This window comes from Streptomyces seoulensis (assembly GCF_022846655.1).
Lineage (GTDB): Bacteria > Actinomycetota > Actinomycetes > Streptomycetales > Streptomycetaceae > Streptomyces.
In genome coordinates this window covers 1,102,913-1,127,621 of sequence record NZ_AP025667.1, presented here as the reverse complement: position 1 = coordinate 1,127,621, position 24,709 = coordinate 1,102,913, and the positions used below count along the sequence as shown (strand labels likewise).

The 24,709-nt window shown below is 72.2% G+C and carries 18 protein-coding genes; 9 read left to right on the top strand and 9 right to left on the bottom strand.

Translation table 11 applies throughout. The features are described from left to right. The first annotated feature begins 19 nt into the window (after positions 1–19). Both pepN (HEK131_RS05185) and HEK131_RS05180 read left to right on the top strand, forming a co-directional pair. Positions 20–2,590 carry an aminopeptidase N gene (gene pepN / locus HEK131_RS05185; RefSeq protein WP_244333839.1) on the top strand — a complete coding sequence of 857 codons (2,571 nt, stop codon included), beginning with the start codon at positions 20–22 and terminating at the stop codon, positions 2,588–2,590. 206 nt (positions 2,591–2,796) lie between these two features. After that, on the top strand, positions 2,797–3,834 hold the full coding sequence (locus HEK131_RS05180) for a hypothetical protein (RefSeq protein WP_244333838.1): 1,038 nt from the start codon (positions 2,797–2,799) through the stop codon (positions 3,832–3,834). Between the two features lie 25 nt (positions 3,835–3,859). On the opposite strand, the gene HEK131_RS05175 is transcribed toward HEK131_RS05180, so the two are convergent. Beyond that, complete coding sequence (locus HEK131_RS05175; RefSeq protein ID WP_244333837.1) at positions 3,860–5,617, bottom strand: TIGR03767 family metallophosphoesterase; 1,758 nt, start codon at positions 5,615–5,617, stop codon at positions 3,860–3,862. Positions 5,618–5,822: 205 nt separating this feature from the next. Beyond that, complete coding sequence (locus tag HEK131_RS05170; protein WP_244333836.1) at positions 5,823–6,323, bottom strand: NUDIX hydrolase; 501 nt, start codon at positions 6,321–6,323, stop codon at positions 5,823–5,825. 200 nt (positions 6,324–6,523) lie between these two features. Here HEK131_RS05170 and HEK131_RS05165 point away from each other — a divergent pair, with 200 nt between their 5' ends. Continuing rightward, positions 6,524–9,826, top strand: a complete 3,303-nt coding sequence (locus HEK131_RS05165) for a S8 family serine peptidase (RefSeq protein ID WP_244333835.1) — start codon at positions 6,524–6,526, stop codon at positions 9,824–9,826. Between the two features lie 340 nt (positions 9,827–10,166). Beyond that, positions 10,167–11,183 (top strand): aspartate-semialdehyde dehydrogenase, encoded by a 1,017-nt coding sequence (locus tag HEK131_RS05160; RefSeq protein WP_244333834.1) that lies wholly within the window; start codon positions 10,167–10,169, stop codon positions 11,181–11,183. 52 nt (positions 11,184–11,235) lie between these two features. On the opposite strand, the gene HEK131_RS05155 is transcribed toward HEK131_RS05160, so the two are convergent. The 3 genes from HEK131_RS05155 to HEK131_RS05145 form a co-directional block, all read right to left on the bottom strand. Continuing rightward, positions 11,236–12,657 carry an oxygenase MpaB family protein gene (locus tag HEK131_RS05155; protein WP_244333833.1) on the bottom strand — a complete coding sequence of 474 codons (1,422 nt, stop codon included), beginning with the start codon at positions 12,655–12,657 and terminating at the stop codon, positions 11,236–11,238. A gap of 36 nt (positions 12,658–12,693) precedes the next feature. Next, the gene (uppS, locus tag HEK131_RS05150; RefSeq protein WP_432215612.1) at positions 12,694–13,506 is read right to left on the bottom strand and encodes a polyprenyl diphosphate synthase; all 813 of its coding nucleotides are present in this window, start codon (positions 13,504–13,506) and stop codon (positions 12,694–12,696) included. Between the two features lie 161 nt (positions 13,507–13,667). Beyond that, positions 13,668–14,159: a DUF1203 domain-containing protein gene (locus HEK131_RS05145; protein WP_244333832.1), complete on the bottom strand. Its 492-nt coding sequence runs from the start codon at positions 14,157–14,159 to the stop codon at positions 13,668–13,670. A gap of 112 nt (positions 14,160–14,271) precedes the next feature. Between HEK131_RS05145 and pepN (HEK131_RS05140) the strand changes: the two genes are divergently transcribed. Next, positions 14,272–16,842, top strand: a complete 2,571-nt coding sequence (gene pepN, locus HEK131_RS05140; RefSeq protein ID WP_244333831.1) for an aminopeptidase N — start codon at positions 14,272–14,274, stop codon at positions 16,840–16,842. A gap of 73 nt (positions 16,843–16,915) precedes the next feature. On the opposite strand, the gene HEK131_RS05135 is transcribed toward pepN (HEK131_RS05140), so the two are convergent. The 4 genes from HEK131_RS05135 to HEK131_RS05120 all read right to left on the bottom strand — a co-directional run bounded on the left by HEK131_RS05135 (position 16,916) and on the right by HEK131_RS05120 (position 21,174). After that, positions 16,916–18,334, bottom strand: coding sequence for an FAD-dependent monooxygenase (locus tag HEK131_RS05135; RefSeq protein ID WP_244333830.1), 1,419 nt, complete (start codon positions 18,332–18,334; stop codon positions 16,916–16,918). A gap of 158 nt (positions 18,335–18,492) precedes the next feature. Next, complete coding sequence (locus tag HEK131_RS05130; RefSeq protein ID WP_217465561.1) at positions 18,493–18,750, bottom strand: hypothetical protein; 258 nt, start codon at positions 18,748–18,750, stop codon at positions 18,493–18,495. Between the two features lie 72 nt (positions 18,751–18,822). Further along, positions 18,823–20,937, bottom strand: a complete 2,115-nt coding sequence (gene malQ, locus HEK131_RS05125; RefSeq protein ID WP_244333828.1) for a 4-alpha-glucanotransferase — start codon at positions 20,935–20,937, stop codon at positions 18,823–18,825. Beyond that, complete coding sequence (locus HEK131_RS05120) at positions 20,938–21,174, bottom strand: hypothetical protein (protein ID WP_217465563.1); 237 nt, start codon at positions 21,172–21,174, stop codon at positions 20,938–20,940. Positions 21,175–21,612: 438 nt separating this feature from the next. Here HEK131_RS05120 and HEK131_RS05115 point away from each other — a divergent pair, with 438 nt between their 5' ends. The 4 genes from HEK131_RS05115 (at position 21,613) to HEK131_RS05100 (ending at position 24,700) form a co-directional block, all read left to right on the top strand. Further along, positions 21,613–22,035 (top strand): hypothetical protein, encoded by a 423-nt coding sequence (locus tag HEK131_RS05115; protein ID WP_217465564.1) that lies wholly within the window; start codon positions 21,613–21,615, stop codon positions 22,033–22,035. A 339-nt stretch (positions 22,036–22,374) separates the two neighbouring features. After that, a complete protein-coding gene (locus tag HEK131_RS05110) occupies positions 22,375–23,385 on the top strand; it encodes a hypothetical protein (RefSeq protein WP_244333827.1) in 1,011 nt (336 codons plus the stop codon). Beyond that, positions 23,340–23,960: a hypothetical protein gene (locus HEK131_RS05105; RefSeq protein ID WP_244333826.1), complete on the top strand. Its 621-nt coding sequence runs from the start codon at positions 23,340–23,342 to the stop codon at positions 23,958–23,960. The genes HEK131_RS05110 and HEK131_RS05105 overlap by 46 nt, the downstream gene beginning before the upstream one ends. Next, positions 23,957–24,700 (top strand): ATP-binding cassette domain-containing protein, encoded by a 744-nt coding sequence (locus tag HEK131_RS05100; protein ID WP_217465567.1) that lies wholly within the window; start codon positions 23,957–23,959, stop codon positions 24,698–24,700. Before HEK131_RS05105 ends, HEK131_RS05100 begins: the two co-directional genes overlap by 4 nt. Positions 24,701–24,709 lie beyond the last annotated feature (9 nt).

The following is a 24,709-nucleotide window of genomic DNA, read 5'->3' as shown; positions in this document are numbered from 1 at the left end:
CCACAAGGGAGTGCCGCCCGTGCCCGGTGAGAATCTGTCCCGCGACGAGGCCCGCGAGCGGGCCGCCCTGCTGTCGGTCGACGGGTACGACGTGGCGCTGGACCTGCGCTCCGCCGTGGGCGAGGCCGGCGACGAGCCGCGCACCTTCCGCTCGGTCACCACGATCCGCTTCCGCTGCGCCGAGCCGGGCGCGACGAGCTTCGCCGACCTGATCGCGCCGAGCGTGACCTCGGTGTCCCTGAACGGCCGCGACCTCGACCCCAGCGAGGTGTTCGACGGCACCCGGATCGCGCTCACGGACCTGGCCGCCGACAACGAGCTGATCGTGGACGCCCGGTGCGCCTACTCCCGCACCGGCGAGGGCCTGCACCGCTTCGTCGACCCGGAGGACGGCGAGGTCTACCTCTACACCCAGTACGAACCGGCCGACTCCCGGCGGGTGTTCGCGGGCTTCGAGCAGCCCGACCTGAAGGCGCCCTACCGCTTCGAGGTCCGCGCCCCCGAGGGCTGGACGGTGTGGAGCAACGGCGCTGGTGAACTCGTGGACGGTGTCTGGCGGTTCGCGCAGACCAAGCCGATCTCGACGTACATCACATGCGTGGTCGCGGGCCCCTACCACTACGTCACCGACTCCTACGAGCGGGTGCTGGAGGACGGGAGCAAGCTGGAGATCCCGCTCGGCGCGATGTGCCGCAAGGGTCTGGCGCCCTACTTCGACGCCGACGACGTCTTCCTGATCACCAAGCAGGGCCTGGACTTCTTCCACGAGCACTTCGACTACCCGTACCCCTTCGGCAAGTACGACCAGGCGTTCGTGCCCGAGTACAACCTCGGCGCGATGGAGAACCCCGGACTGGTCACCTTCCGGGAGGAGTTCGTCTTCCGGGGCAAGGTAACGCAGGCGTCGTACGAGGCGCGGGCCAATGTGATCCTGCACGAGATGGCGCACATGTGGTTCGGCGACCTGGTCACCATGGTCTGGTGGGACGACCTGTGGCTGAAGGAGTCCTTCGCGGACTTCATGGGCACCTTCGGCAACGTGGGCGCGACCCGCTTCAAGGACGCCTGGACCACGTTCGCCAACCGCCGCAAGGCCTGGGCCTACCGCGCGGACCAGCTCCCCTCCACGCACCCCATCACCGCCGACATCCGCGACCTCCAGGACGCCAAGCTCAACTTCGACGGCATCACCTACGCCAAGGGCGCCTCCGTCCTGAAGCAACTGGTGGCCTACGTCGGCCAGGACGCCTTCCTGGAGGGCGCCCGGCGTTACTTCCAGCGGCACGCCTACGGCAACACCCGGCTGGAGGACCTGCTGTCGGTGCTGGCGGAGACCAGCGGCCGGGACATGAGCGCCTGGGCCCGCTCGTGGCTCCAGACGGCGGGCGTCAACTCCCTCACCCCGCAGGTGCTGGTGAACCCCGACGGGAGCGTCGACGAGCTGGCCGTGCTCCAGGAGGCCCCCGAGTCGCACCCCGAGCTGCGCCCGCACCGGGTGAAGGTGGGCCTGTACCGGCGCACCGGGGACGGCACGCTGGAGCGCTACCAGAGCACGGAGGCGGACGTCGAGGGCCCGCGCACGGTGCTGCCGGAGCTGGTCGGCGCCGAGGTCCCGGACCTGGTGCTGGTCAACGACGACGACCTCACCTACTGCAAGATCCGCTTCGACGAGACCTCGCTCGCCACCCTCCGCGAGCACCTCGGTGAGCTGACCGACCCGCTCGCGCGCGCCCTGTGCTGGTCGGCGCTGTGGAACCTGACGCGGGACGGTCTGCTGCCCGCGCGGGAGTTCGTGGCGCTGGTGCTGCGGTTCGCGGGCCGGGAGTCCGACATCGGCGTGCTCCAGATGCTCCACGCCTGGGCCGACACCGCGCTGGAGCGGTACGCGGCCCCCGAGTGGCGGGCCACCGGCGCCGAGCTGCTGGCGCGGGGCGCGCTGGAGGAGCTGCGGGCGGCCGAGCCGGGCAGCGAGCAGCAGTTGGCCTGGGCGCGCTTCTTCGCCGCGGTCGCCTCCGGCGCGGCCGACCTGGCCCTGCTGAAGGACCTGCTGGACGGCACCGAGACCGTCGAGGGGCTGACCGTGGACCAGGAGCTGCGCTGGGCGTTCCTGGAGCCGCTCGCCGCGCACGGGGTGGCCGGTGAGGAGGTGCTCGCGGCCGAACTGGCCCGCGACGACACCGCCTCCGGCAAGCGCCACCAGGTGCGCTGCCTGGCCGCGCGGCCCTCGGCGGCCGTCAAGGCGCAGGCGTGGGCCCAGGTGGTGGAGTCCGACACGCTGTCCAACGCCCTGGTGGAGGCGACCATCGCGGGATTCGGCCTGCCGGGTCAGCGGGAGCTGACGGCGCCGTACGCGGAGAAGTACTTCGCGGCGATCGAGCGGGTGTGGCGGGAGCGGTCGATCCAGATCGCCATGCACATCGTCAGCGGACTGTTCCCGGCCCACCAGGACCGGCCCGGAACGCTGGCGGCGACGGACGCGTGGCTGGCGGAGCACGCGGACGCGGCCCCGGCGCTGCGCCGCCTGGTGCTGGAGGCACGGGACGACCTGGCGCGGGCACTGCGCGCACAGGAGTGCGACGCGGGCCGGTGACCTTTGGCCTGAGCTTCGTCGCCCGGTGACCGTTACGGAATCCGGGCACGGCAGCCCGTAACCCCTGGTCCGCCCCGGACGGACCAGGGGTTTTCGCCGCCTACTCGGCATCCGAACACCCGTCCTTTAGTACCGTGTTGTCCGCATTCCTCGACGGACGTGTAACAGCGGTTACGGGTGGGCCGGGAGTAGGGCATTCCAGAGCCATGACGCACAACACCCCGCTCTCCCCCCGCCCGCTCCGCCACCTCGCCGAGGTCCACCGCCGTGTCCTGACCGCCGCCCAGCTCCGCACCCACGGGGTGACGACGGCCGAGCTGAACGAGCGGTGCCGGGCCGACGGACCCTGGCGGCTGCTGCTGCCCGACGTGGTCCTGCTGCACTCCGGGGCGCCCACGAGCGAGGAGCGTCTGCACGGCGCGCTGCTGTACGCCTCCCGCGAGTCCACGCCGGGCGTGCCGGCCCAGCCGAGCGCGGGCGACCCGCACCGCGAGGTCTACGCCGAGGCGATGCTCACCGGCCTGGCCGCGCTGGCCCTGCACGGCCTGCCGTCCGCGCCGCCGCTGGTGTCCCTGGAGCGGATCGACGTGCTGGTCCCGAGGCTGCGCCGGCTGCGCTCGTCCGGGTACGTGCGGGTGGTGCGTACCCCGGACCTGCCGCAGGCGCGGCCGGTGGCGGGGCTGCCGGTGGCGCCGGTGGCGCGGGCGCTGGCGGACGCGGTGGCCCACCTGACGGACGCGGACACGGTACGCCGGCTGCTGACCGAGGCGGTGCACGACGGCAAGTGCGAACCGGCGGCAGTGGTGCGGGAGTTGACCGAGGCGAAGCTGATGGGCCGGGCCCATGTGGCGGACGCGGTGGAGTCGCTGGTGGCCGAGGGGCGCGCGGTCGCGGAGGACCTGCTGTACCGGCTGGTCACCGGGCAGGGGCTGCCCGACCCGGTGTGGAACGTGGACCTGCGGCTGCCCGGCGGCCCGCATCTGGGCGGGGTCGACGCCTACTGGCCGGAGCAGGCCGTCGCCGTCGAGCTGGACACGCGGGCCCCGCGCCAGGACGAGGACGCGACGTGGTCGGAGTACGCCCGCAAGCGGGAGCACCTGGAGCGGCTCGGGATCACGGTCGTGCACATCACGCCGAGGAAGCTCCGGGAGACACCGGAGCAGCAGGCCGCGGTGGTCCGTACGGCGCTGATGGCCGCCGGTGACCGCGACCCGGCCGCGTACGTGATCGTGCTCCCCCGGTAGTCCCGCCCTGTGGTTGCGCCGGTCGTCAGCGCTTCCTCAGCAGCAGCTCCGTGTTGCGGTCGGCCGGGCGCCCGGCGAGTGTCGTGAGGGCGTCGGGGGCGTTGAGGGCCAGCTCGCGGTAGAGCGCGGCCAGGCCGGCCGGGGAGAGGTCGGTGGGGTCGGTGCGGTAGGGGGCCGCGGACTCCACCAGGGTGGTGAAGAGGGACAGGGTGCCGTCGGCGTTGTCCACCAGCTCGATGACACGGGCGAGTTGGGGGTGGTCGAGGTGCGAGGCGGTGGAGATCTCCCAGAAGGCGCCGCCGGAGGACGATCGGTGCGGGGTGACGATGTTCTTGTGGACATGGCCGTTCACCCAGGCCAGCACATTGCGGTGGGCGCTCAGCACGGAGACCAGCGCGGCCCCGTCGTGGCGCCGCTCGTCGGGCCGGGCGGGGTCGGGGCGGGTGTTGGTCATCGACTCGCCGGTGTGGTGGCTGAACACGATCGCGTGGGAGTCGGCGTGCTTCTTCAGGGTGCGCTCCAGCCACCGGAGCTGGGCGGTGCCGACGGAGCCCTGGTAGTGGCCGCCGGGGTCGATGGTGTCGAGGCTGATGCCGATCACGTCGTCGGAGATCCGGAAGGCGTAGTAGAGGGTGCCCGAAGCGACGTTGTGCGCGGCGTAACCGTGGCCCCGCGGACCGTGGCCCCGGTGGGCGGGGTCGAGGTGGGCGCGCACGTACTCGGCCGGGGTGAAGGGGGCGCGCCGCTCGTCCGGAGTGACCTGGCGCATCGCGCGGGCGTGGGCCTTCAGGAAGTCGCGGTACTGCGTGCCCCGCAGGTCCTGGCCGGCCTCGTAGGCCCGTTTGAGCGCCTGGGCCTCGGCCGGGGTGGCGTCCATCAGCTTGCGTCCGCCGACGGACACCTCCGTGAGGTAGGGGTCGTGCCGGGAGGCGAATCCTCCGCCGGGCAGGGCGTCGTGGTTGCCGACGGTGGAGTACCAGGGCATGTCGAGGCCGGGGCTGCGCACCTCACGGACGGCGGCGGCGAGGAAGTCGGGCAGGCGGGGGAAGCCGAGCGCCTTGTCCTGGTCGCGGACGGCGGAGCCGGGCTGCCAGTAGAGCGGCAGGCCGCTGTTCTGGACGCCCTCGTAGTGTCCGGGGTCGCCCGAGTCCGGGGTGATGCGGCCGCCGCTCATCAGCGTCAGGAACCAGTCCAGTTCCAGCCGGGAGTTGTTGTCGGTGTTGTCCCCGGTGGTCATGGCGAACTGGAGCGGGCTGCCGGTGACCGGCCCGCCGCGCAGGGAGTTGATCCGCTCGACCAGCGAGACGGCGCCGGGCACGGTGAGCGCTTCCTGCGGGCGCCAGCCGCGTGGGGTGGCGGCGCGGAGGAACTCCATCCGCCGCGGGTGCTGCACATCGGTCAGGTGCAGGTCGGTGAGCTGCACGAACGCGGCGAGCGTGGTGCGCCGCGCGGACCGTCCGGCACGGGGTGCGGCCAGCTCCTCGCGGACGACGCGCGGCCAGCCGGGCCCCTCGCCGAGTCTGCGGTAGGTGGCGGAGCCGCGCGGTGTGGCCACGGTGGCGAGGGTGGTGCCACGGGTGTACGGGGCGAGCGGGGCCGGGGCGCTCGTACGGGCGGCCGGCGCCGGGGCGGGCGGGGCGGTGGTCCGGGTGGCGGCGCTGCTCTCCACGGGACGCAGGGCGTAGCCGACGCTCGCGGCGAGTGTGACGGCTCCGGCGGCGGTGAGGACGGATCGGCGGTGGAGCCCCTGTTCGGGGGCGTCGGCAGAGCGTGAGCGCGACATACGCGGTCTCCCCTGGGTGCGGACGCGTCGGCGGTCGCGGGCCGCCGCTTCGACCGGCACCCCGCTCGTCTGGATCGTCGGCAGCGGGGATGAAACCCGCGTGAACGCCGGAGCAACACGCGACGCCGAACACCGCACGTCGATCAGCGTGTGCCGAGGGGAGAGCGGGCCGCCGCCGAGCGGTCGGCCGGCGGCCCGGCCCCGGTCACTCCTCGTTCACCGGCCGGGGAAGGGCCGCCTCCGTCTCGCCGGAGGGGGCGTCGAGCCGGCCGGTGGGCGGGCGTTCGCGCCACAGGCGCAGGGCGGTGTCGACCAGTGACACCCGGGTCAGGTCCGTCACGGCGGCCAGGTCGTGCCAGGCGGCGAGGTCGGTGGAGCCGCCCACCTCGTAACGGAGTTCACCGCCGGTGATGCGCGCGGCGTAGAGGATGCGTATGCCGTGGTGGTCGACGGCGCGGCCGGGGAAGCGGCCGGGCAGCACCACCCGGCCGGTGTGCACGCCGAGCAGGTCGGTCACCTCGGCCCGGTACCCGGTCTCCTCGGCGACCTCGCGGCGCACGGCGTCGTACGGGTCCTCGCCGAACTCGGCGCCGCCGCCCGGCAGCACCCACTCGTGGCCGCCTCCCGGTGCGGGCGAACGGGCGAGCAGGAGCTGTCCGTCCCGGACACACACGGCGTAGGCCGCCACCCTCAACTTACGTCGCATGCCGGGACGTTAGCGCGGAGCGCAGGGGAACCAAGTGAATTCGGGCGGATTCGGTCGCCAACCGCACACATCGCATCGCGGGTTTTCCCCATACATGGATCTCGATTCGGTCAACGGACCCCAAAATTCGGTCGCTTGGGAAAGGCTGCGCTGGTCCGGCACTGGACCTCGCGGACAACCCTCACCGACTAAGGGATGCGATGACCCACTCCCCCGACCGTGATCCGATACCTGGCCCGAGACGCCTGGCGCGCCTGACGCTGGCCGTCGGCGTGGTGGCCGCCCTCTGTGCGGCCGGACCCGTGCCGCTGGCCCTCGCCGCCGACTCGCCGCCCGCCCAGGCCGCCGACCCCGGCACCAAGTCCGCGCCCCGCAAGCTCGGCCCGGACGACGCCGACCGGCTCGCCGAGGCCAAGGCGGACGGCGCCAAGAGCGTCACGATGATGATCGCCACCGCGCCGGGCTCCACCGAGCAGGTCGCCTCGCAGCTCGACGCGGCCGGCACCGTGGGCCGCACCTTCGACAAGGTCGGCTACATTCGCGCCACCGTCCCGACCGCCAAGGCGGACTCGGTCATCGCCGCCGCGGCCAAGCTGTCCTCGGTGCACGCGATCGACCTGCGCCAGGAGATCCCGCTGGACGACCCGGCGCCGGGCGCGGACACCGCGAAGGACGCCAGGAACAGCCGTACCGCGGCGACTTACCCGGCGCCCGGCAGCAACACCCCGGCGAAGAACCCGTACAACCCGTCCTTCGAGACCGGTGCCGTCGACTTCGTGAAGAACAACCCGAAGGCGGACGGGCGCGGGGTCACCATCGGCATCCTGGACTCCGGTGTCGACCTCGGCCACCCGGCGCTGCAGAAGACCACCACCGGTGAGCGCAAGATCGTGGACTGGGTCACCGCGACCGACCCGGTGAGCGACGGCGACGGCACCTGGCGGCGGATGACCGCCGCGGTCTCGGGCCCCTCCTTCTCCGTCGGCTCCGGCGCGAGCGCCGAGACCTTCAAGGCCCCGGCCAGCGCCTACAAGTTCAACTACCTGTACGAGTCCGCCACCACCGGCGGCGACATGCAGGGCGACCTCAACCGCGACGGTGACACCACCGACGCCTGGGGCGTGCTGTACGACCCGGCCACCGGCACGGTCCGCGTCGACACCGACGACGACCTGGACTTCGGCGACGACGCGCCGATGAAGGCGTACAAGGACGGCTACCAGGTCGGTTACTTCGGCACCGACGACCCGAAGACGGATGTGGTCGAGCGCATCCCCTTCGTGGTCGAGGTCCGCAAGGACGTCGTCTACAACTCCTCCGGCGCCAAGGCCGATTACGTCAACATCGGCGTGATCGAGTCCGAGCACGGCACCCATGTCGCGGGCATCACCGCCGCCAACGGGCTGTTCGGCGGCAAGATGAACGGTGCCGCCCCCGGCGCCAGGATCGTCTCCTCGCGCGCCTGCACCTGGTCCGGCGGCTGCACCAACGTCGCCCTCACCGAGGGCATGATCGACCTGGTGGCCAACCGGGGCGTGGACATCGTCAACATGTCCATCGGCGGTCTCCCCGCGCTGAACGACGGCAACAACGCCCGCGCCGAGCTGTACACCCGGCTCATCGACACCTACGGCGTGCAGCTCGTCATCTCGGCCGGCAACTCCGGCCCCGGCGCCAACACCATCGGCGACCCCGGCCTCGCCGACAAGGTGATCTCGGTCGGCGCGGCCATCTCCAAGGAGACCTGGGCGTCGAACTACGGCTCCGCCGTGGACACCAAGTACGCGATGATGCCGTTCTCCTCGCGCGGCCCGCGTGAGGACGGCGGCTTCACGCCGACCATCACCGCGCCCGGCGCCGCGATCAACACCACCCAGACCTGGCTGCCCGGTGCCCCGGTCGCCGAGGCGGGCTACACGCTGCCCGCCGGCTACTCGATGCTCCAGGGCACCTCGATGGCCTCCCCGCAGGCCGCGGGCGCGAGCGCGCTGCTGCTGAGCGCGGCGAAGCAGAAGGATGTCGACCTCACCCCGGCCGTGCTGCGCACCGCGCTCACCTCGACCGCGCACCACATCAGCGGCGCCCAGGCGTACGAGGAGGGCTCCGGCCTGATCGACGTCGTGGACGCCTGGAACGCGATCCGGCTCGGCGCCTCGGCGCGGGAGTACACGGTCAAGGCCCCGGTCGACACCGCGATCGACTACGCCCTGAAGACCCCCGGCTTCGGCACCGGCCTCTACGACCGTGAGGGCGGTCTGAAGTCCGGCCAGCGCAAGACGTACGAGGTCACGGTCACCCGCACCACCGGCGCGGACCGCGCGGTCTGGCACCTGCTGAGCTTCGCCAACGACCCGGAGCACACCTTCCGCGTCGTCGGCAGCCACCTGGTGAAGCTGCCGCTGAACCAGCCGGTCACCGTCAAGGTGGAGGCCGCGCCCAAGGCGGCCGGGCTCAAGAGCGCGATCCTCCGGGTGGACGACCCGCTCACCGTGGGCGTCGACAAGCAGATCCTCAGCACGGTCGTGGTGGCGAGCCCGGTGGACTACACCCGCTCCTTCTCCGGCTCGGTGCAGCGCAACAGCACCCGCTCGTACTTCCTGACCGTGCCCGAGGGCGCGAAGTCGCTGGAGGTCGCCATCGGCGGGCTGAAGACCGGCAGCCAGACCCGGTTCATCGCCATCCACCCCTACGGGACGCCGGTCGACAACACCAGCACCCCGTACTGCTACAACAACTACCTCGACGGCAACGGCTGCAAGCCCGACGTGCGCTCCTACGCCGACCCGCAGGCCGGTGTCTGGGAGGTCGAGGTCGAGTCCCGCCGTACCTCTCCCCTGCTGGACAACCCCTACAAGCTGGACGTCTCCGTGCTCGGCGCGGTCTTCGACCCGGAGACCGTGACCGTGCCCGAGGCCAAGGTGGGCGTCCCGGCCACCGCCTCCTGGAAGGTCACCAACAAGTACGCCGCGCTCGACGGCAAGCTGGTCGGCGGCCCGCTCGGCTCCGCGAAGGCCGCCCGCCCGGCGATCAAGGAGGGCGAGACCGCGACCACCACGGTCGAGGTCCCGGCCGGCGCCAAGTCCCTGGACGTGGCCATCGGCAAGGTCTCGGACCCGGCCGCCGACCTCGACCTCACGGTCTACGACGCCTCCGGCAAGCAGGTCGGCCTGTCCGCCGACGGCGACTCGGAGGAAGCGGTCTCCATCCCCTCCCCCGCCGCGGGCACCTACACGGTCGAGGTCGTGGGCTACTCGGTCCCGGCCGGTTCCACCGACTACGACTACCGGGACGTGTTCTTCTCCGACACGCTCGGCGCCGTCACGGTCGACGGCTCGGCCCCGGTGAAGCTCGCCACGGGCGCCTCGGCCACCGTGTCCGGCAAGGTCACGGCCGCCGCCGAGGCCCCGGCCGGCCGCGAGTTCTTCGGCCGCGTCCAGTTGGTGAACGCGCGCGGCACGGTCGCGGGCACCGCCAGTGTGCAGATCGGGAAGGTCACGCCGTGACCGGCTGATCACCTGACCGAGGGGGCGGGCGTCCTGGTGGGCGCCCGCCCCTTCGCCGTGTCCGAGGGGGTGCGGCGTACGTCACACCGCCGTATGGCGCTGGGCCGGACGGGCAGGGACCGGACAGCACGGCTTGCGGCCGACGGGTCCGGGGGAGGGAACTTCTACGGCCGCTCCCGGCACGGAACCGCAGGTCCGCAACCGTCCGCCGCGTACGGATGTCCCACACACCGGGCACACCCGCACAAAGGATTGGACACGCGGCCCTGTGTCGGCCGCATGATGGAAAAGTGCCGGTCAAGCAAGTGACCCGGTATGGGAACAGACAGAGGGAGTCGTCGTGAGGGTCGGAATCGTCGGAGCCACCGGTCAGGTCGGCACGGTCATGCGCAAGATCCTCAAGGAGCGGGACTTCCCGGTCACCGAGCTGCGCCTCTTCGCCTCCGCCCGCTCGGCCGGGTCCGTGCTGGACGGGGTGACGGTGGAGGACGCGGCGACCGCCGACTACTCCGGCCTCGACATCGTGCTCTTCTCGGCGGGCGGCGCCACCTCCAAGGCACTGGCGGAGAAGGTCGCCGCCCAGGGCCCCGTCGTCATCGACAACTCCTCGGCCTGGCGCCGGGACCCCGAGGTGCCGCTCGTGGTGTCCGAGGTGAACCCGCACGCGATCGCGGACCGCCCCAAGGGGATCATCGCCAACCCGAACTGCACCACGATGGCCGCGATGCCGGTCCTCAAGCCGCTGCACGAGGAGGCCGGTCTCGAAGCGCTGGTCGTCGCCACCTACCAGGCCGTCTCCGGCTCGGGTCTCGCGGGCGTGGCCGAGCTGCACGGGCAGGCGCAGAAGGTCATCGCCGACGCCGACAAGCTGACCCACGACGGCGACGCGGTCGACTTCCCCGAGCCGGGTGTCTACAAGCGCCCGATCGCCTTCAACGTGCTCCCGCTGGCCGGCTCCATCGTGGACGACGGCCTGGGCGAGACCGACGAGGAGCAGAAGCTCCGCAACGAGTCCCGCAAGATCCTGGAGATCCCCGCACTGAAGGTCTCCGGCACCTGCGTGCGTGTCCCGGTCTTCTCCGGACACTCCCTCCAGGTCAACGCCCGCTTCGCCCGCCCGATCTCCGTCGAGCGCGCCACCGAGCTGCTGGCGCAGGCGCCGGGTGTCGCGCTGTCAGAGATCCCGACCCCGCTCCAGGCGGCCGGCCAGGACCCCTCGTACGTGGGCCGCATCCGCGCCGACGAGACGGTGGACAACGGCCTGGCCCTGTTCATCTCCAACGACAACCTCCGCAAGGGCGCCGCGCTGAACGCGGTGCAGATCGCGGAGCTGGTGGCGGCCGAGCTGAAGGGCTGACCGGACGCAGGCGCGCGCCCCAGGCATCCCACGGGTGCCTGGGGCGCCGCTGTCACGCCTCGGTGAGCAGGGGGTCGTAGGGGGTGGACCGCCGCCGTCCGGACATGAAGGTGAGGAAGTCCTTCATGAAGGCGCTGCGCGTGTACTCGCCGGCGGCGTCGGCGGTGTCGCGGCGGAACGCGGTCCGGAACAGGGCCCGGTACTCGGCCGCGTCGATGCGCTGGTTCCCGTCCTTGTCGGTGACGTCGAAGAGGACCTCGGCGACCCTGATCAGTGCGGGCCCGGCCAGGGCGGGAGCCGCGGCGGCGTACTCCTCCGCGCTGACCCGGCCGTCGCCGTCGGTGTCGAGGGCTGTCTGGAGTTCCCGCCACCAGTCGGCGTAGGCGTTGTAGAGCCTGGTCTCCTCCGGCTCGTCCAGGTCGAGGCGGGTGGACATCTCGCGGGCCATGGCGGCGAGGTCCGGCCAGTCGAGGAAGCCGTCACCGGTCTGGTCCAGGACCTCTTCGAAGAACTCCTCGGCGCTGCGCCGCGTCCCGGCCCCTCCGGCAGGGGCGGCCTGTTCCGGGACGGGCTCCGCGGGGACGGGCGTGATGAGCCGGAACAGCGCGCCCGCGCGTTTCATCTGCTCACGCAGCGCGGTGACCGTCCGCATACGCGGGTCGTCGCTGTCGGGGGAGAGCGACAGCAGGTCGGCGACGCCCTGGGCGTGGACCCAGCCCCCGGGGAGGAAGCGGGCCAGCCCGGCGGCGAGGTACGTGCCGTTCATCAGGGTCTGCGCGCCGGGTGTCTCGGGCAGCCCGGCCCGGCGGCGGAAGGACTCCGGCAGGGAGGCGACGGTGATCGCACCGATGACCGGTCCGGCGATGGCCCGGCCGGTCCCCCACAGGGTGGGCAGGCCGGCGAGCAGCGGCGGCGCCGGGAGATGGTCGAAGAGCTTGTAGAGGATGATGCGCATGGCCTCCGTGTTCTCCAGCTCCTCCTCGACCACGCGGTCGTAGTACGGCCAGAACTCGTGGAGGGTCGGCGGCAGGAATCCGGCGTCGTCGCCCAGGGCGGTGTGGAACGCCTGGAATCCGGCGTACAGCCGTTCCATGGCGGCCTGTTCGAGGACTTGTCCGCTCAGCCGGTGCATGGTGACGGCGCTTTCGAACATGGTCGCCACGACCCAGGCGCGCGCGTCGGGGTCCATCGCGCTGTACGACCGGTTCTGCGCGTCGGTGCCGTTCATCCGCGCGTGCAGGCGGTTGAGCCGCGCCGACTCGCGGCGTCGCACCTCGTCGTCGGGGCCGAACATGCGCTGCGTGCTCAGGAAGGTGTTGCGCAGCCGCCGCCAGGGGTGGGTCACGAACGACGAGTGGTCGACGAGAGCAGCCCCGATCTGCGGGTGGGCGGCCTCCAGTACGGTCGCGCGGATGAGCGCCAGCGCCCAGCGCGGGTCGTCGAAGAGTTCGCCGTGCTCGTCCAGCCGGCTCATAAGCGGGTCACCATCCCTGCTCGACGAATCCATGGGTCATCCGTTCACGTTCGGCCGTACACCGCCGAAGCGGCGGTCCCGTTGCCGGTAGGCGTGCACGCACTGCACGAAGTGGGGCGCGCGGAAGTCGGGCCAGAGCACCGGCGGGAAGATCCACTCGGCGTAGGCGACCTGCCAGAGCATGAAGTTGGAGATGCGCTGCTCACCGGAGGTACGGATGACCAGGTCCACGTCGGGCGTGTCCGGGAAGGGCAGGTGAGCGGCGAACACCTCCTCGTCCACACCGTCGGCCGGCAACCCGCTGCGGATCAGCGACCGAGCGGCCTCGACGATGTCCCCGCGCCCGCCGTGATCGAACGCGACCGTCAGCGTCATGCCGCGGTTCGCGCCGGTCAGCGTCGTCAGGTCGGTGAAGTCCCGGGCCAGCGCCGCGGGTATCCGCGGATCCGTCACCCCCAGGAACCGGCAGCGGATACCGCGCGCGTGCAGCAGGGGGGCGTGTTTGCGTACCACCCGCCGCACCAGCCGCAGCAGGAAGTCGACCTCTTCGTCCGGACGCCGCCAGTTCTCGGTGGAGAACGCGTACAGCGTCAGCCACTCGACCCCGGCCGCCCGTGCCGCCTCGATGACGTCGATGACCGTCGCCTCCGCGGCCCGGTGCCCCGAGGTGCGCGGAAGCGACCGCTGCGTCGCCCACCGGCCGTTTCCGTCCATCACACAGGCGACGTGACGCGGCACCTCGCGCCGTCCGGCGTCTTCCGGACGGCGACGGGCGGAGCCGGGAAGGGGAGCGGGAAAAGGAGAGGGAGAGGGAGAGACGGAATCGCCGGTCGCTCGCTGAGTGGCCATGACGCCCCTTCGCTGCTCGTCTCCGCGGAGCCGGCCCGCCGGGAACGGCGTGCCGCCCCTGGGCAACAGGAACAGCGTGACAGCGCCCGCTGCCGGGCGGCGGCTCGGGACGGCCCTTTCACCCTTGACGCGCCAGTGCGAATCGCTCCCGCCGCAGACCTCTACGGCCTGCGCACCTCGTACAGGAAGCAGCCGTACTCGACCGCGCGGACGTGCACGAGGGCCACCTCGGGGTCGGTGAACGCCTCGGTGAGCGCGGCCTCGAAGTCCTCGGGCGGGGTGACCAGGGTGCCGCCCATGATGTGACCGTCCCGGGAGTAGCGGCGCAGGACGCGGTGGGCCAGGGTGAAGGCGGGAGCGTCGGACTCCGGTCCATGGCAGGGCTCGGCGTGGATGAAGACCGGACCCTGCTCGTCGTAGGCGGCCGGCTCGGCACCCGTCTCGGCCGCCCAGCGGCGCAGCGGCGCGTAGGAGACCAGCGCGAGACGCTCACCGGGTTCGCTCCGGCGCAGACAGCAGCGCAGCGGGGCGCCGCCCTCGGTGTCGGTGGCCGGGCTCATCGGGCGTCCCGCGTCGTCCGCGGCGCGCAGCTCCGCGAGGACGTGTTCCGCGATGGCGCGCGGGGCGCGGGCGGTGGTGGTGTGTGTCGTCATGTGTCCGATGCTGGCCTCGCGACGGCCTTGTGACCGGCGGGATAAGGACATCGCGCTCGCGGATCTCCCGTGGAAGGATGGCGCAACCCACACATAACGAGGAGATGACCGCGTGCCTGGCACAAACCTGACTCGGGAAGAGGCGCAGCAGCGGGCGAAGCTGCTCACCGTTGACTCGTACGAGATCGATCTCGACCTCTCCGGCGCGCAGGAGGGGGGCACCTTCCGGTCCGTGACCACGGTGCGCTTCGACGTGGCCGAGTCCGGCGCCGAGTCCTTCATCGACCTGGTCGCACCGGCCGTGCGTGAAGTGACCCTGAACGGGGACGCACTGGACCCGGCGGAGGTCTTCAAGGACTCGCGGATCGCGCTGCCCGGTCTGCTCGACGGCCGCAACATCCTGCGGGTGGTGGCGGACTGCGCGTACACCAACACCGGTGAGGGTCTGCACCGGTTCGTGGACCCGGTCGACGAACAGGCTTATCTGTACACGCAGTTCGAGGTGCCGGACGCCCGGCGCGTGTTCGCCTCCTTCGAGCAGCCGGACCTCAAGGCGACGTTCCGGTTCACCGTGACGGCGCCCGAGGGCTGGACGGTGATCTCCAACTCCCCGACGCCGGAGCCCAAGGACAACGTCTGGGCGTTCGCGCCGACCCCGCGCATCTCGTCGTACATCACGGCGCTGATCGTCGGCCCGTACCACTCGGTGCACAGCGTGTACGAGAAGGACGGGCAGAGCGTGCCGCTCGGCATCTACTGCCGGCCCTCGCTCGCGGAGTTCCTCGACTCCGACGCGATCTTCGACGTCACGCGGCAGGGCTTCGACTGGTTCCAGGAGAAGTTCGACTACGCGTACCCCTTCGAGAAGTACGACCAGCTCTTCGTGCCGGAGTTCAACGCGGGCGCGATGGAGAACGCGGGCGCGGTGACCATCCGCGACCAGTACGTCTTCCGGTCCAAGGTGACCGACGCGGCGTACGAGGTGCGGGCGGAGACGATCCTGCACGAGCTGGCCCACATGTGGTTCGGCGACCTGGTCACCATGGAGTGGTGGAACGACCTGTGGCTGAACGAGTCGTTCGCCACCTTCACCTCCATCGCCTGCCAGGCGTCCGCGCCCGGGTCGCGCTGGCCGCACGCGTGGACGACGTTCGCCAACTCGATGAAGACGTGGGCGTACCGCCAGGACCAGCTTCCGTCCACGCACCCGATCATGGCCGAGATCCGCGACCTGGACGACGTGCTGGTCAACTTCGATGGCATCACGTACGCCAAGGGCGCGAGCGTGCTGAAGCAGCTCGTGGCGTACGTCGGTGAGGACGAGTTCTTCCAGGGCGTGCAGGCGTACTTCAAGCGGCACGCGTTCGGCAACACGCGGCTGTCGGATCTGCTGGGCGCGCTGGAGGAGACCTCCGGGCGCGACCTGAAGACCTGGTCGAAGGCGTGGCTGGAGACGGCCGGGATCAACATCCTCCGTCCCGAGCTGGAGACGGACGCCGACGGTGTCATCACCTCCTTCGCGGTCCGCCAGGAGGCCCCGGCCCTGCCGGCCGGCGCCAAGGGCGAGCCGACGCTGCGCCCGCACCGCATCGCCATCGGCCTGTACGACCTGGACGACGCGGGCAAGCTCGTGCGCGTGAAGCGGGTCGAGCTGGACGTGGACGGCGAGCTGACGGCCGTGCCCGAGCTGACCGGTGTCCGCCGTCCGGCCGTGATCCTGCTCAACGACGACGACCTGTCGTACGCGAAGGTCCGCCTCGACGAGGAGTCCCTCGCGGTCGTCACCGAGCACCTGGGTGACTTCGCGGAGTCGCTGCCGCGCGCGCTGAGCTGGGCGTCCGCCTGGGACATGACCCGTGACGGCGAACTGGCCACCCGTGACTACCTCTCGCTGGTGCTGTCCGGCATCGGCAAGGAGTCCGACATCGGTGTCGTGCAGTCGCTGCACCGCCAGGCCAAGCTGGCGATCGACCTGTACGCCGACCCGGCCACCGTCGAGACCCTGCTGACCCGCTGGACCGAGGCGGCGCTGGCGCACCTGCGCACCGCCGAGCCGGGCAGCGACCACCAGTTGGCGTGGGCGCGCGCGTTCGCGGCGACCGCCCGCACGCCGGAGCAGCTCGACCTGCTGGAGGCGCTGCTCGACGGCTCGCAGACCGTCGAGGGCCTGGCCGTCGACACCGAGCTGCGCTGGGCCTTCGTCGAGCGCCTCGCCGCGGTGGGCCGCTTCGACGAGGCGGAGATCGCCACCGAGTACGAGCGGGACCGCACGGCGGCCGGCGAGCGCCACGCGGCGACCGCCCGCGCGGCCCGCCCGACCGCCGAGGCCAAGGCGGAGGCGTGGGCGTCGGTCGTGGAGTCCGACAAGCTCCCCAACGCGGTCCAGGAAGCCGTCATCCGCGGCTTCGTCCAGACCGACCAGCGCGAGCTCCTCGCCCCCTACACGGACCGCTACTTCGACTCCGTGAAGACGGCCTGGGACTCCCGCTCCCACGAGATGGCCCAGCAGATCGCGGTCGGCCTGTACCCGTCGGTCCAGGTCTCCGAGGAGACGCTGCGCAAGACGGACGCCTGGCTGACGTCCACCGAGCCGACCCCGGCCCTGCGCCGCCTGATCTCGGAGTCCCGCGCGGGCATCGAGCGGGCCCTGAAGGCCCAGCGGGCGGACGCGGCGTCGGCGTAGCCGGTAAGCAGTCGAGAGGGGGCGCCCGGCACTGTGCCGGGCGCCCCCCTTCTTTCTCCGCACAGTGAGCCGTTCAGTCCGGCCGCCCCACGTGTTCGAGTAGCGCTGCTTCCAGGGCGGTTGGGGTCGGTGACTTCGCCGTCCAGGCCATGTAGCCGTCCGGGCGGATCAGGAGGGTCCGGGGGCCGGGCCATTCGGAGGTCGTGAGGTGGGAACGGCGGGTGTCGGGACAGGGGGTCTGGGTGAGGAGGACGAAGTCGCCCGCGCGCAGGGCCTCATAGAGGCGGGTGCCGTCCGGCAGGCGGATGTCCGGGGCCCGTCGGCCGGCGAGGCCGCGTCCGTAGGCGTAACCCAGGCCCGTCACCTGGCGCATCGCCTTGCTGCGCAGGGCGGGGAAGTGGGTCATCAGGGAGGTCAGGACGGCTCTGGCCGCCCTGGTCCAGGGGCGGTTGGCCATCGCGAGGCGGATCAGGGTTCCGCTGCTGCGCAGGACCGTGCGGCCCACCGGGTGGCGTTCGGTGTCGTAGGTGTCCAGCAGGGCGGGGCCTGCGCGGCCGGCCAGGACCGCGGCCAGTTTCCAGCTCAGGTTGGCCGCGTCCTGCAGGCCCGTGTTCATGCCCTGGCCGCCCGCCGGGGAGTGGACGTGGGCGGCGTCGCCGGCCAGGAAGACCCGGCCCGCGCGGTACGAAGGGGCCTGGCGTTCGTCGCTGTGGAAGCGGGACAGCCAGCGCGGGTCGTGCATGCCGAAGTCCCGGCCGAGGGCCAGGCGGACGATGTCCTTGATCTCGGCGAGGTCCAGCGGGGCGTCGTCGGAGACGTCGTGGGCCCGGTGCCAGCCGATCACCCGGTGGTAGCCGTCACCGAAGGGGATGAGGAGGGCGAAGGCGTCCCCCACCGTTCCGGCGGTGAGCAGGCCGGGCGGGTCCTCGGCGAGCCGTACGTCCGCGAGGACCACCGAGCGGATGACCGAGCGCCCCGGGAACGGCAGTCCCACCGCCTCCCGTACGGCGCTGCGCATCCCGTCGGCGCCCACGACGTACGCCGCCCGCAGCGGCTCCATGCCCCGCGCCCGCACCGTCACGCCGGACGCGTCCTGCGTCAGCCCGGTCACCTCGGTGTCGTACCGGAACTCGGCGCCCGCCTCCCGCGCCCGGCGCTCCAGTACCCGTTCCACCTCGTACTGCGGGACCACCAGGACGTGCGCGAAGCGGGTGGGCAGGCCGGAGAGGTCGAGGGTGAGGCCGTCGAAGAGGCCCAGCCGGGTCAGGGGGTGACCGAGGGCTTCGAGTCCGTCGGCGAGGCCGCGCATGTCGAGCTGTTCCAGCGTGCGCGCGTGCAGGGCGAAGGCGCGGGTGAGGTTGCTGATCCCGCGCGGCCGTTTCTCCAGCACGGTGACCGGGACTCCGGCGGCCGCGAGGTCACCGGCGAGGAGCAGGCCGGTCGGGCCGCAGCCCACGACCACGACGCCGGTGGTACCGGTGGTGCCTGCCATCTGCGGCTCCTCGGTGGCGCGGTGCGGGGGAACGCGCCGGGGGCGCCGCCAAGGCCCGCGTACGGCGGCTTGCGCGTACGCGGGAGGCGGCGCCCCCGGCGGATTCGGACCGGCGGTCCGTCAGACCTTGGAAGGTGCGTCAGACCTTGGAAGGTCCGTCAGACCTTGGAAGAGGACGAGGTCGCACCCGACCGGGGCCGCGACTTGTCCAGCACCATCACCAGACCGGCGATGACGACGAACAGGCCCAGCGGGATCAGCACGTACAGGCCGATGGTCTCCCACGCGGAGAGACCGGGACCGGGGTCGTCACCGTCGTCGCGGGTGAGCGCGAGCGCGGGGGACGACATGAGCAGCATCATCAGCGTCGTGCCGGCCGCCAGGGCTCCGGCGCGCAGGGCGTTCTTCTTGTCCACGCTCCCCAAGTTAGCGAACCGCCGCACCGGCCGCGCGTCCGGGGTGCCGTACGCGCGGCCGGTGCGGGGGCTTCAAGCACCGCTGTGCCCCAGCCCCGCCCGCACCGCGGCCAGCAGCGCCCGCAGCCTCGGGGACGCGGTCAGCTCCTCCAGCGGTACCGGCCGCCCCTGGGGATCGGACACCGGCAGGCGCCAGTTGGGGTACTGGTCCCAGGTGCCGGGCACGTTCTGCGGGCGCCGGTCCCCGATGCCGTCCGGGAGCCAGACGCCGACCAGGCGGGCCGGGGTGCGCAGCAGGAAGCGGTGGAAGCCCTGGATCTCGGCCTCCTCGTCGGTGCCGGGCGGCCCGGCGGCGGGGCTGTCGAGCAGGCCGAGGCTGCCCAGCAGGGCCAGCCATTCGGCGGTGTCCGCGACCGCCTCGGCGTGCTCGTCGGCGGCCGAACGGGTCAGCAGGCCGAGCCGCTCGCGCAGGTCGACGTGTTCGCCGGTGAGCCGGGCCGCCGTGGGCGGCAGATCGTGGGTGGTGGCGGTGGCCAGGCAGTCCGCGCGCCAGCCCTCGGGCGGCAGCGGCCGGCCGTCGCCGGTCCAGTCCCGCTCGAACCACAGCACGGAGGTGCCCAGCACCCCGCGCCGCTGGAGCGTCTCGCGCACACCGGGCTCCACGGTGCCCAGGTCCTCCCCGATCACCAGCGCGCCCGCGCGGGACGCCTCCAGCGCGAGCAGGGCGAGCATCGCCTCGGCGTCGTAGCGGACGTAGGTGCCCTCGGTGGGCGGGCTGCCCTCGGGGACCCACCAGAGCCGGAACAGGCCCATCACGTGGTCGATGCGCAGCGCGCCCGCGTAGCGGAACAGGGCGCGCAGCAGGTGGCGGTAGGGGGCGTGGCCGGACTCCGCGAGGCGGTCGGGGCGCCAGGGCGGCAGACCCCAGTCCTGGCCGCGCGCGTTGAAGGCGTCGGGCGGGGCGCCGACCGACATCCCGGCGGCGAAGTGGTCCTGCTGGGACCAGGCGTCGGCGCCGACCGGATGCACGCCGACCGCGAGGTCGTGCACGATCCCGATCGGCATTCCGGCCTCCTCGGCGGCCCGCTGGGCGGCCCGGAGCTGGCCGTCGGTGAGCCAGGCGAGCCGGGTGTGGAACTCGACCCGGCCGGCGAGCCGGGCACGGGCGCGCGCGGTGTCCGCCGAGCGGGGGTCGCGCAGCGGCTCGGGCCAGCTCCGCCAGTCGGGGCCGTGCTCCTCGGCGAGGGCGTACCAGGTGGCGTGGTCCTCCAGCGCCTGGCCCTCCTCGGCGCGATAGGCGTCGTAGGCGGCCTGCCGGCCCGGTCCGAGCGGGACCCGTACGACCTGTTCCAGCGCCTCGCGCTTCAGCTCCCACACCGCGTCGCGGTCGATGAGGGCGCCCTTGTCGAGCACGTCGGCGCGCAGCCGTTCGGCCCGCTCGCGCAGCCGGGGGGACGGCTCGGTGTAGGCGTACTCCGGGACGTCCTCGACGCGCAGGTGCACCGGGTCGGGGAAGCGGCGGGAGGAGGGGCGGTACGGGGAGGGGTCGGTGGGCGCGCCGGGTACGGCCGCGTGCAACGGGTTGACCTGCACGAATCCGGCGCCGTGGGTGCGTCCGGCCCAGGCTGCCAGCTCGGCGAGGTCGCCGAGGTCGCCCATGCCCCAGGAGCGGTGGGAGAGCACGGAGTAGAGCTGGGCGAGGAGGCCGTAGGAGCGGCCGGTGGGGGTGGGGAGGCGCTCGGGGGCGACGATGAGGTGGGCGTGGCCGGTGCGTCCGTCGGGGGCGGTGACGGTGACGTGGTGGACGCCGGTGGGCAGGTCGTCGGCGCTGGTCCGGCGTTCGCCCTGCTCGGTGTCGATCTGCACCTGGGTGCCCGGGGGCAGGACGTCGAAGGGGTCGGGGGTGCCGGCGGGCGTGCCCGTGCCCGCGGCGGGCGCGGCGGGCCGGCCGGTCCAGCGGACCACGGTGGGCGGCAGCAGCCGGTCCCGCAGCTCCCGCTCCCGCTCGGCGAGCGCGGTGCGGACGGCGTCCGGGGTGCTCGCGTCGATCTCCAGGGCGGCCAGGGCGGCGATCACCGCGGCGGCGGGCACCGCGACCATGACGTCCGGGGAGGGGCTGTAGGAGGTGGCGACGCCGTGCAGTTCCGCGAGCGCGCGCAGTTCCTCGTCCTCGAGCGCCGCGGCCATCTACTCGGCCGGGCCGAAGCGGACCGGGACGGGGTCGAGGTCACCGGTGAGCGGGACGATGTCGGCGAGCGGGGGCTCGCTGGTCAGCGGCTCGGCGCCGGGCAGCGGCGGCTCGCTGGTCAGCGGAGCCTCCACGCAGGCGCTCTCCGCGCTGAACGCGCAGTCGGCGCTCTCGCCGGGCGTCTCCGCCTCGGGTTTCCACTGGGCGGGCAGAAAGAGGTGAGCCGGTGCGGCCACGGGGGCCTCCTTGGTCGAGTTCGGCATCGTGCGGATTACCGCAGCCCTACCCAGTGCGCGCGAGGGCAGACATGTCCGTGACGAACCGCACGGGACTGATCACACTCCGCAAGCATACGGCGACTCCCGGCCCCACGCCCGCGGTCACCACGTCGCACATCCTGCCGAATTTCTGCGATTTACCGCCCACCGGCGAACGATCATGAACAATCGATACCCCTTTCGCTCATAACCGACATGGAAACCGGATGATGGGGCGACATGGCGGACAAATTCCCGGCCGGTCGATCGATCAAAAAAGGTTGCCCGCCCCTGAACGGCGCTGCTAGATTTCGTTCGCTCAGGCAAAAGCCTCGGCGCACGGGGGAGAGGACAATGTGGGGAGACTTATCTGCTTCACCAGTACCCACCCCCGTATTCAACAGGGGAAGAGGGAAAATGAAGCGTAGTGCACGCATTTCCATGGTCGCCGGAACCGCCGCCGTGATCACGCTCGCGCTGGCACCCATCGCCGAGGCCAACTGGACCAGCTCCATCACTGCCGCCAGCGTGGGCTTCGAGTCCCGTCGCTGGTCGGACGAACTGTACTCGCAGATCACCTTCCACAACTGCGTCACCGACGGCTCGAAGAGCACCGACGTCCAGATATGGAACGACATCAGCCTGCAGCCCGACGAGTCCTACGACAACAAGACGTTCACCGCCTGCTTCAACGGCGACGTCAGCAACGGCGAGTGGACGGACCTGCCGTCCGGCAAGCGTGACTACTACTTCCAGATCATGAAGATCGGTGGCTCCACCTTCGGTCCGCAGCTCACCGTGGGCTCGCTCACCGTGGACACCACCAAGGCCGACGGCTGACATTCTCACCACCGGGGGTGCCCCGCCGGGGCGCCCCCGTCTCCCCCACACGCGGTTCAGTGAGATTCCATGAAATTCAGCACCAGCCTGCGCAGCGGTAGTGTGCGATGGGCCGGCCCGGCCGTCATCCTATTGGCACTGCTCTATTACGTGGTGGGAGAGACGACCCCGCCCTCCAGCTATTACCACTACGCCCCCAGCATTGTCGCGGAGCCACTGAAAACCCTTTACGCCCTGGCTTATGCGGCGGCGGCAGCACTTTCCTGCTGGGAAAGCGGGCGCCTGCGCGAGGCGCGCGTATGGGCATTGGCACCGGCGCGTTCCCGGTATCGCATCGCGGTGAACGCCCTCGCTCCCGTCATCGCCCTTTCGTGGCTGGTCGTACTCGTGCCGCCGGCGGTCTCCCTGGCCCGCTCGGCGACGATGCCCACGCTCGACAGCCTGCGTCTGCCGCTCGCGGCGATGGTGCTGTGCGTGGCGCACGCCGTCATCGGCTTCGCGGTGGGCTGCGTGCTCCCCCGCCTCATCGCCACCCCGATCCTGGCGGTGGCCGTCTGGGTCGTCGTCGCCTTCACCCGGTCCGTACTGCCGTACTGGCCCCGCCACGTCTCGGGGCAGTTCGGCAGCGTCGGCTACGGCGAGGTGCCCGACCTGGTCACCGCCGCGGTCCCCGTGCTGCTGGTGGGCGGCATCGCCGTGGGACTGCTGACGCTCTGGCTGCCCGTGGGCTGGCGCGTGCTGCGCGTCGTGGTCGCGGCCGCGATCGGCGTGGGCGGCGTCCTCGGCGCCTACCGGACAGCCGCCGACTGGCCCGCCACTCCTCCGCTGTCCGGCGGCCACGTGGCGATGGTGTGCGAGGGCAGCGCCCCGCGGATGTGCGTGCCGGAACTCAACGCGGACCGTCTTCCGCAGGTCCAGCGGGACACCGCCAAAGCGCTGCGGATACTGCGCGCGTCCGGGGCGACCTCGGCGGACCCCCGGCTGATCACCGACAGCTACGCCGACGGCCGGCAGCACAAGCCCTCCACCGACACGGAGTGGCGCATGGTCCTGATGGACCCGGTGCGCAACGGCAGCGCCGTGTACCAGGTCGTCGTCCGCGCCCTGCACTTCCGCTGCGAGAACGTCGACGCGGTCTCCGCGCACTCGGCGTGGCTGTGGGCGGCGATCAAGACGGGCCAGGAGAACGTCTACCAGAAGCGCCGGGCGCAGGAAGGGCGCGATCCCCTGGCCCTGAAGCTGGAGCGACAGGTGCGGCTCGACGTCGTCCGGGTCCAGCGCCAGCCGGAGGCCGAGCAGACCCGGTGGATCAAGCGGACGCTCGCGTCCTGCCCGGCGAGGTCGTCGTGAGGTGGTGGTTCAAGGCCCGCCGGGGCCACGCCTTGCTGCCGCTGGCCCTGGTCCTCTTCGCGGGGGGCCTGTACGCGGTGCAGGACACCTCGGTGCTGCTGCCGGCCCTCACCGGGGCGCCCCGTGTGGCGCTGTCCCTGTTCGTGCCCGTGCCGCTGCTCGCCTGCCTCATGGCCGTCCTCGAGTCGCGGCTGCCCGCGGCGGAGGTCTCCGGCGTGCGGTCCGTGACCCGGCTCGACAACGTCCTCGTGGTCTCCGTGGCCGCCCTGGCACTGCTGTGCGGGGTGCTCGTCGCCGCCCTGAACGGCACGTCCACGGCCGTCACGTGCGGCCGTAACGCGGTGTTCCTGACCGGGCTGATGCTGCTCGGCCGGGCCTGGGCCGGACAGACGGCCGTGATGATCCCCGTGGGCTGGCTCGTCACCGTGGTCGTCGTCGGGTTCCGCGGGAACGTGCCCCATCTCTGGACCGTCATCGCGCTCCCCGCGGACAACCTGTTCGCGGCGGCCGCGTCCCTGATCGTGTTCGCCGCCGGCCTTGCTGCCCAGATCCGTTCGTCGAGGAAAACAGCGTGACACTCGAAATCGACAACTGCACCTACGGCTACCGGCGCTGGAAGCCGCCCGTGCTGCGCGACTTCTCCTACGCCCTCCCCGACGGCCTCACCGTGCTGCTCGGCCCCAACGGAGCGGGCAAGTCGACCCTGCTGAAGCTCGCCGCCTCGGTGACCAGGCCGCAGCGGGGGCGGGTGACGCTGGACGGCACCCCGGCCGGCACCGCCGCCTACCGGCAGTCGGTCGCGTGGATGCCGCAGGACATCGTGCCGATGCCCACGCTCACCGCGCGGGAGTACGTCGCCTACATCGGCTGGCTCAAGGGCATGAGCCGCGCCGAGGCGTGGCAGCAGTCCCGCCGGGCCCTGGGCCGGGTGAACCTGGCCGACCAGGCCGGGGCCCGCACCAGCAGCCTCTCCGGCGGCCAACTGCGCCGCGTCGGCGTCGCCGGGGCGCTGGTCCACGGGGCGCGCGTGCTGCTGCTGGACGAGCCCACCGCGGGCATGGACCCCTACCAGCGCCGGGTCTTCCGGGACATCCTGCGCGGCCTCACCGACGACGTGCGGGTGCTGCTGTCCACGCACGACGTGGCCGACCTGGCGGAGGAGGCGGACCACGTCACCGTCATGTACGGGGGCAGCGTCCTGCACCACGGCGACACCGGCAGCTTCCTGACCCACACCCCGCCCGGAACGCTGGAGGGACGCGCCGCCGAGGCCGCCTACACCGCCCTGCTCACCAGCCGGGGCGTCACCGCCTGACCCGCGGGT

What these genes read in the sequence shown, in the direction of transcription:
- HEK131_RS05180 (WP_244333838.1), top strand. Translation starts at nt 2,797, where the DNA reads ATGACGCACAACACCCCGCTCTCCCCCCGCCCGCTCCGCCACCTCGCC.
- HEK131_RS05170 (WP_244333836.1), bottom strand. Translation starts at nt 6,323, where the DNA reads ATGCGACGTAAGTTGAGGGTGGCGGCCTACGCCGTGTGTGTCCGGGAC.
- HEK131_RS05135 (WP_244333830.1), bottom strand. Translation starts at nt 18,334, where the DNA reads ATGGCAGGCACCACCGGTACCACCGGCGTCGTGGTCGTGGGCTGCGGC.
- HEK131_RS05175 (WP_244333837.1), bottom strand. Translation starts at nt 5,617, where the DNA reads ATGTCGCGCTCACGCTCTGCCGACGCCCCCGAACAGGGGCTCCACCGC.
- HEK131_RS05165 (WP_244333835.1), top strand. Translation starts at nt 6,524, where the DNA reads ATGACCCACTCCCCCGACCGTGATCCGATACCTGGCCCGAGACGCCTG.
- HEK131_RS05115 (WP_217465564.1), top strand. Translation starts at nt 21,613, where the DNA reads ATGAAGCGTAGTGCACGCATTTCCATGGTCGCCGGAACCGCCGCCGTG.
- malQ (WP_244333828.1), bottom strand. Translation starts at nt 20,937, where the DNA reads ATGGCCGCGGCGCTCGAGGACGAGGAACTGCGCGCGCTCGCGGAACTG.
- HEK131_RS05155 (WP_244333833.1), bottom strand. Translation starts at nt 12,657, where the DNA reads ATGAGCCGGCTGGACGAGCACGGCGAACTCTTCGACGACCCGCGCTGG.
- HEK131_RS05145 (WP_244333832.1), bottom strand. Translation starts at nt 14,159, where the DNA reads ATGACGACACACACCACCACCGCCCGCGCCCCGCGCGCCATCGCGGAA.
- uppS (WP_432215612.1), bottom strand. Translation starts at nt 13,506, where the DNA reads ATGGCCACTCAGCGAGCGACCGGCGATTCCGTCTCTCCCTCTCCCTCT.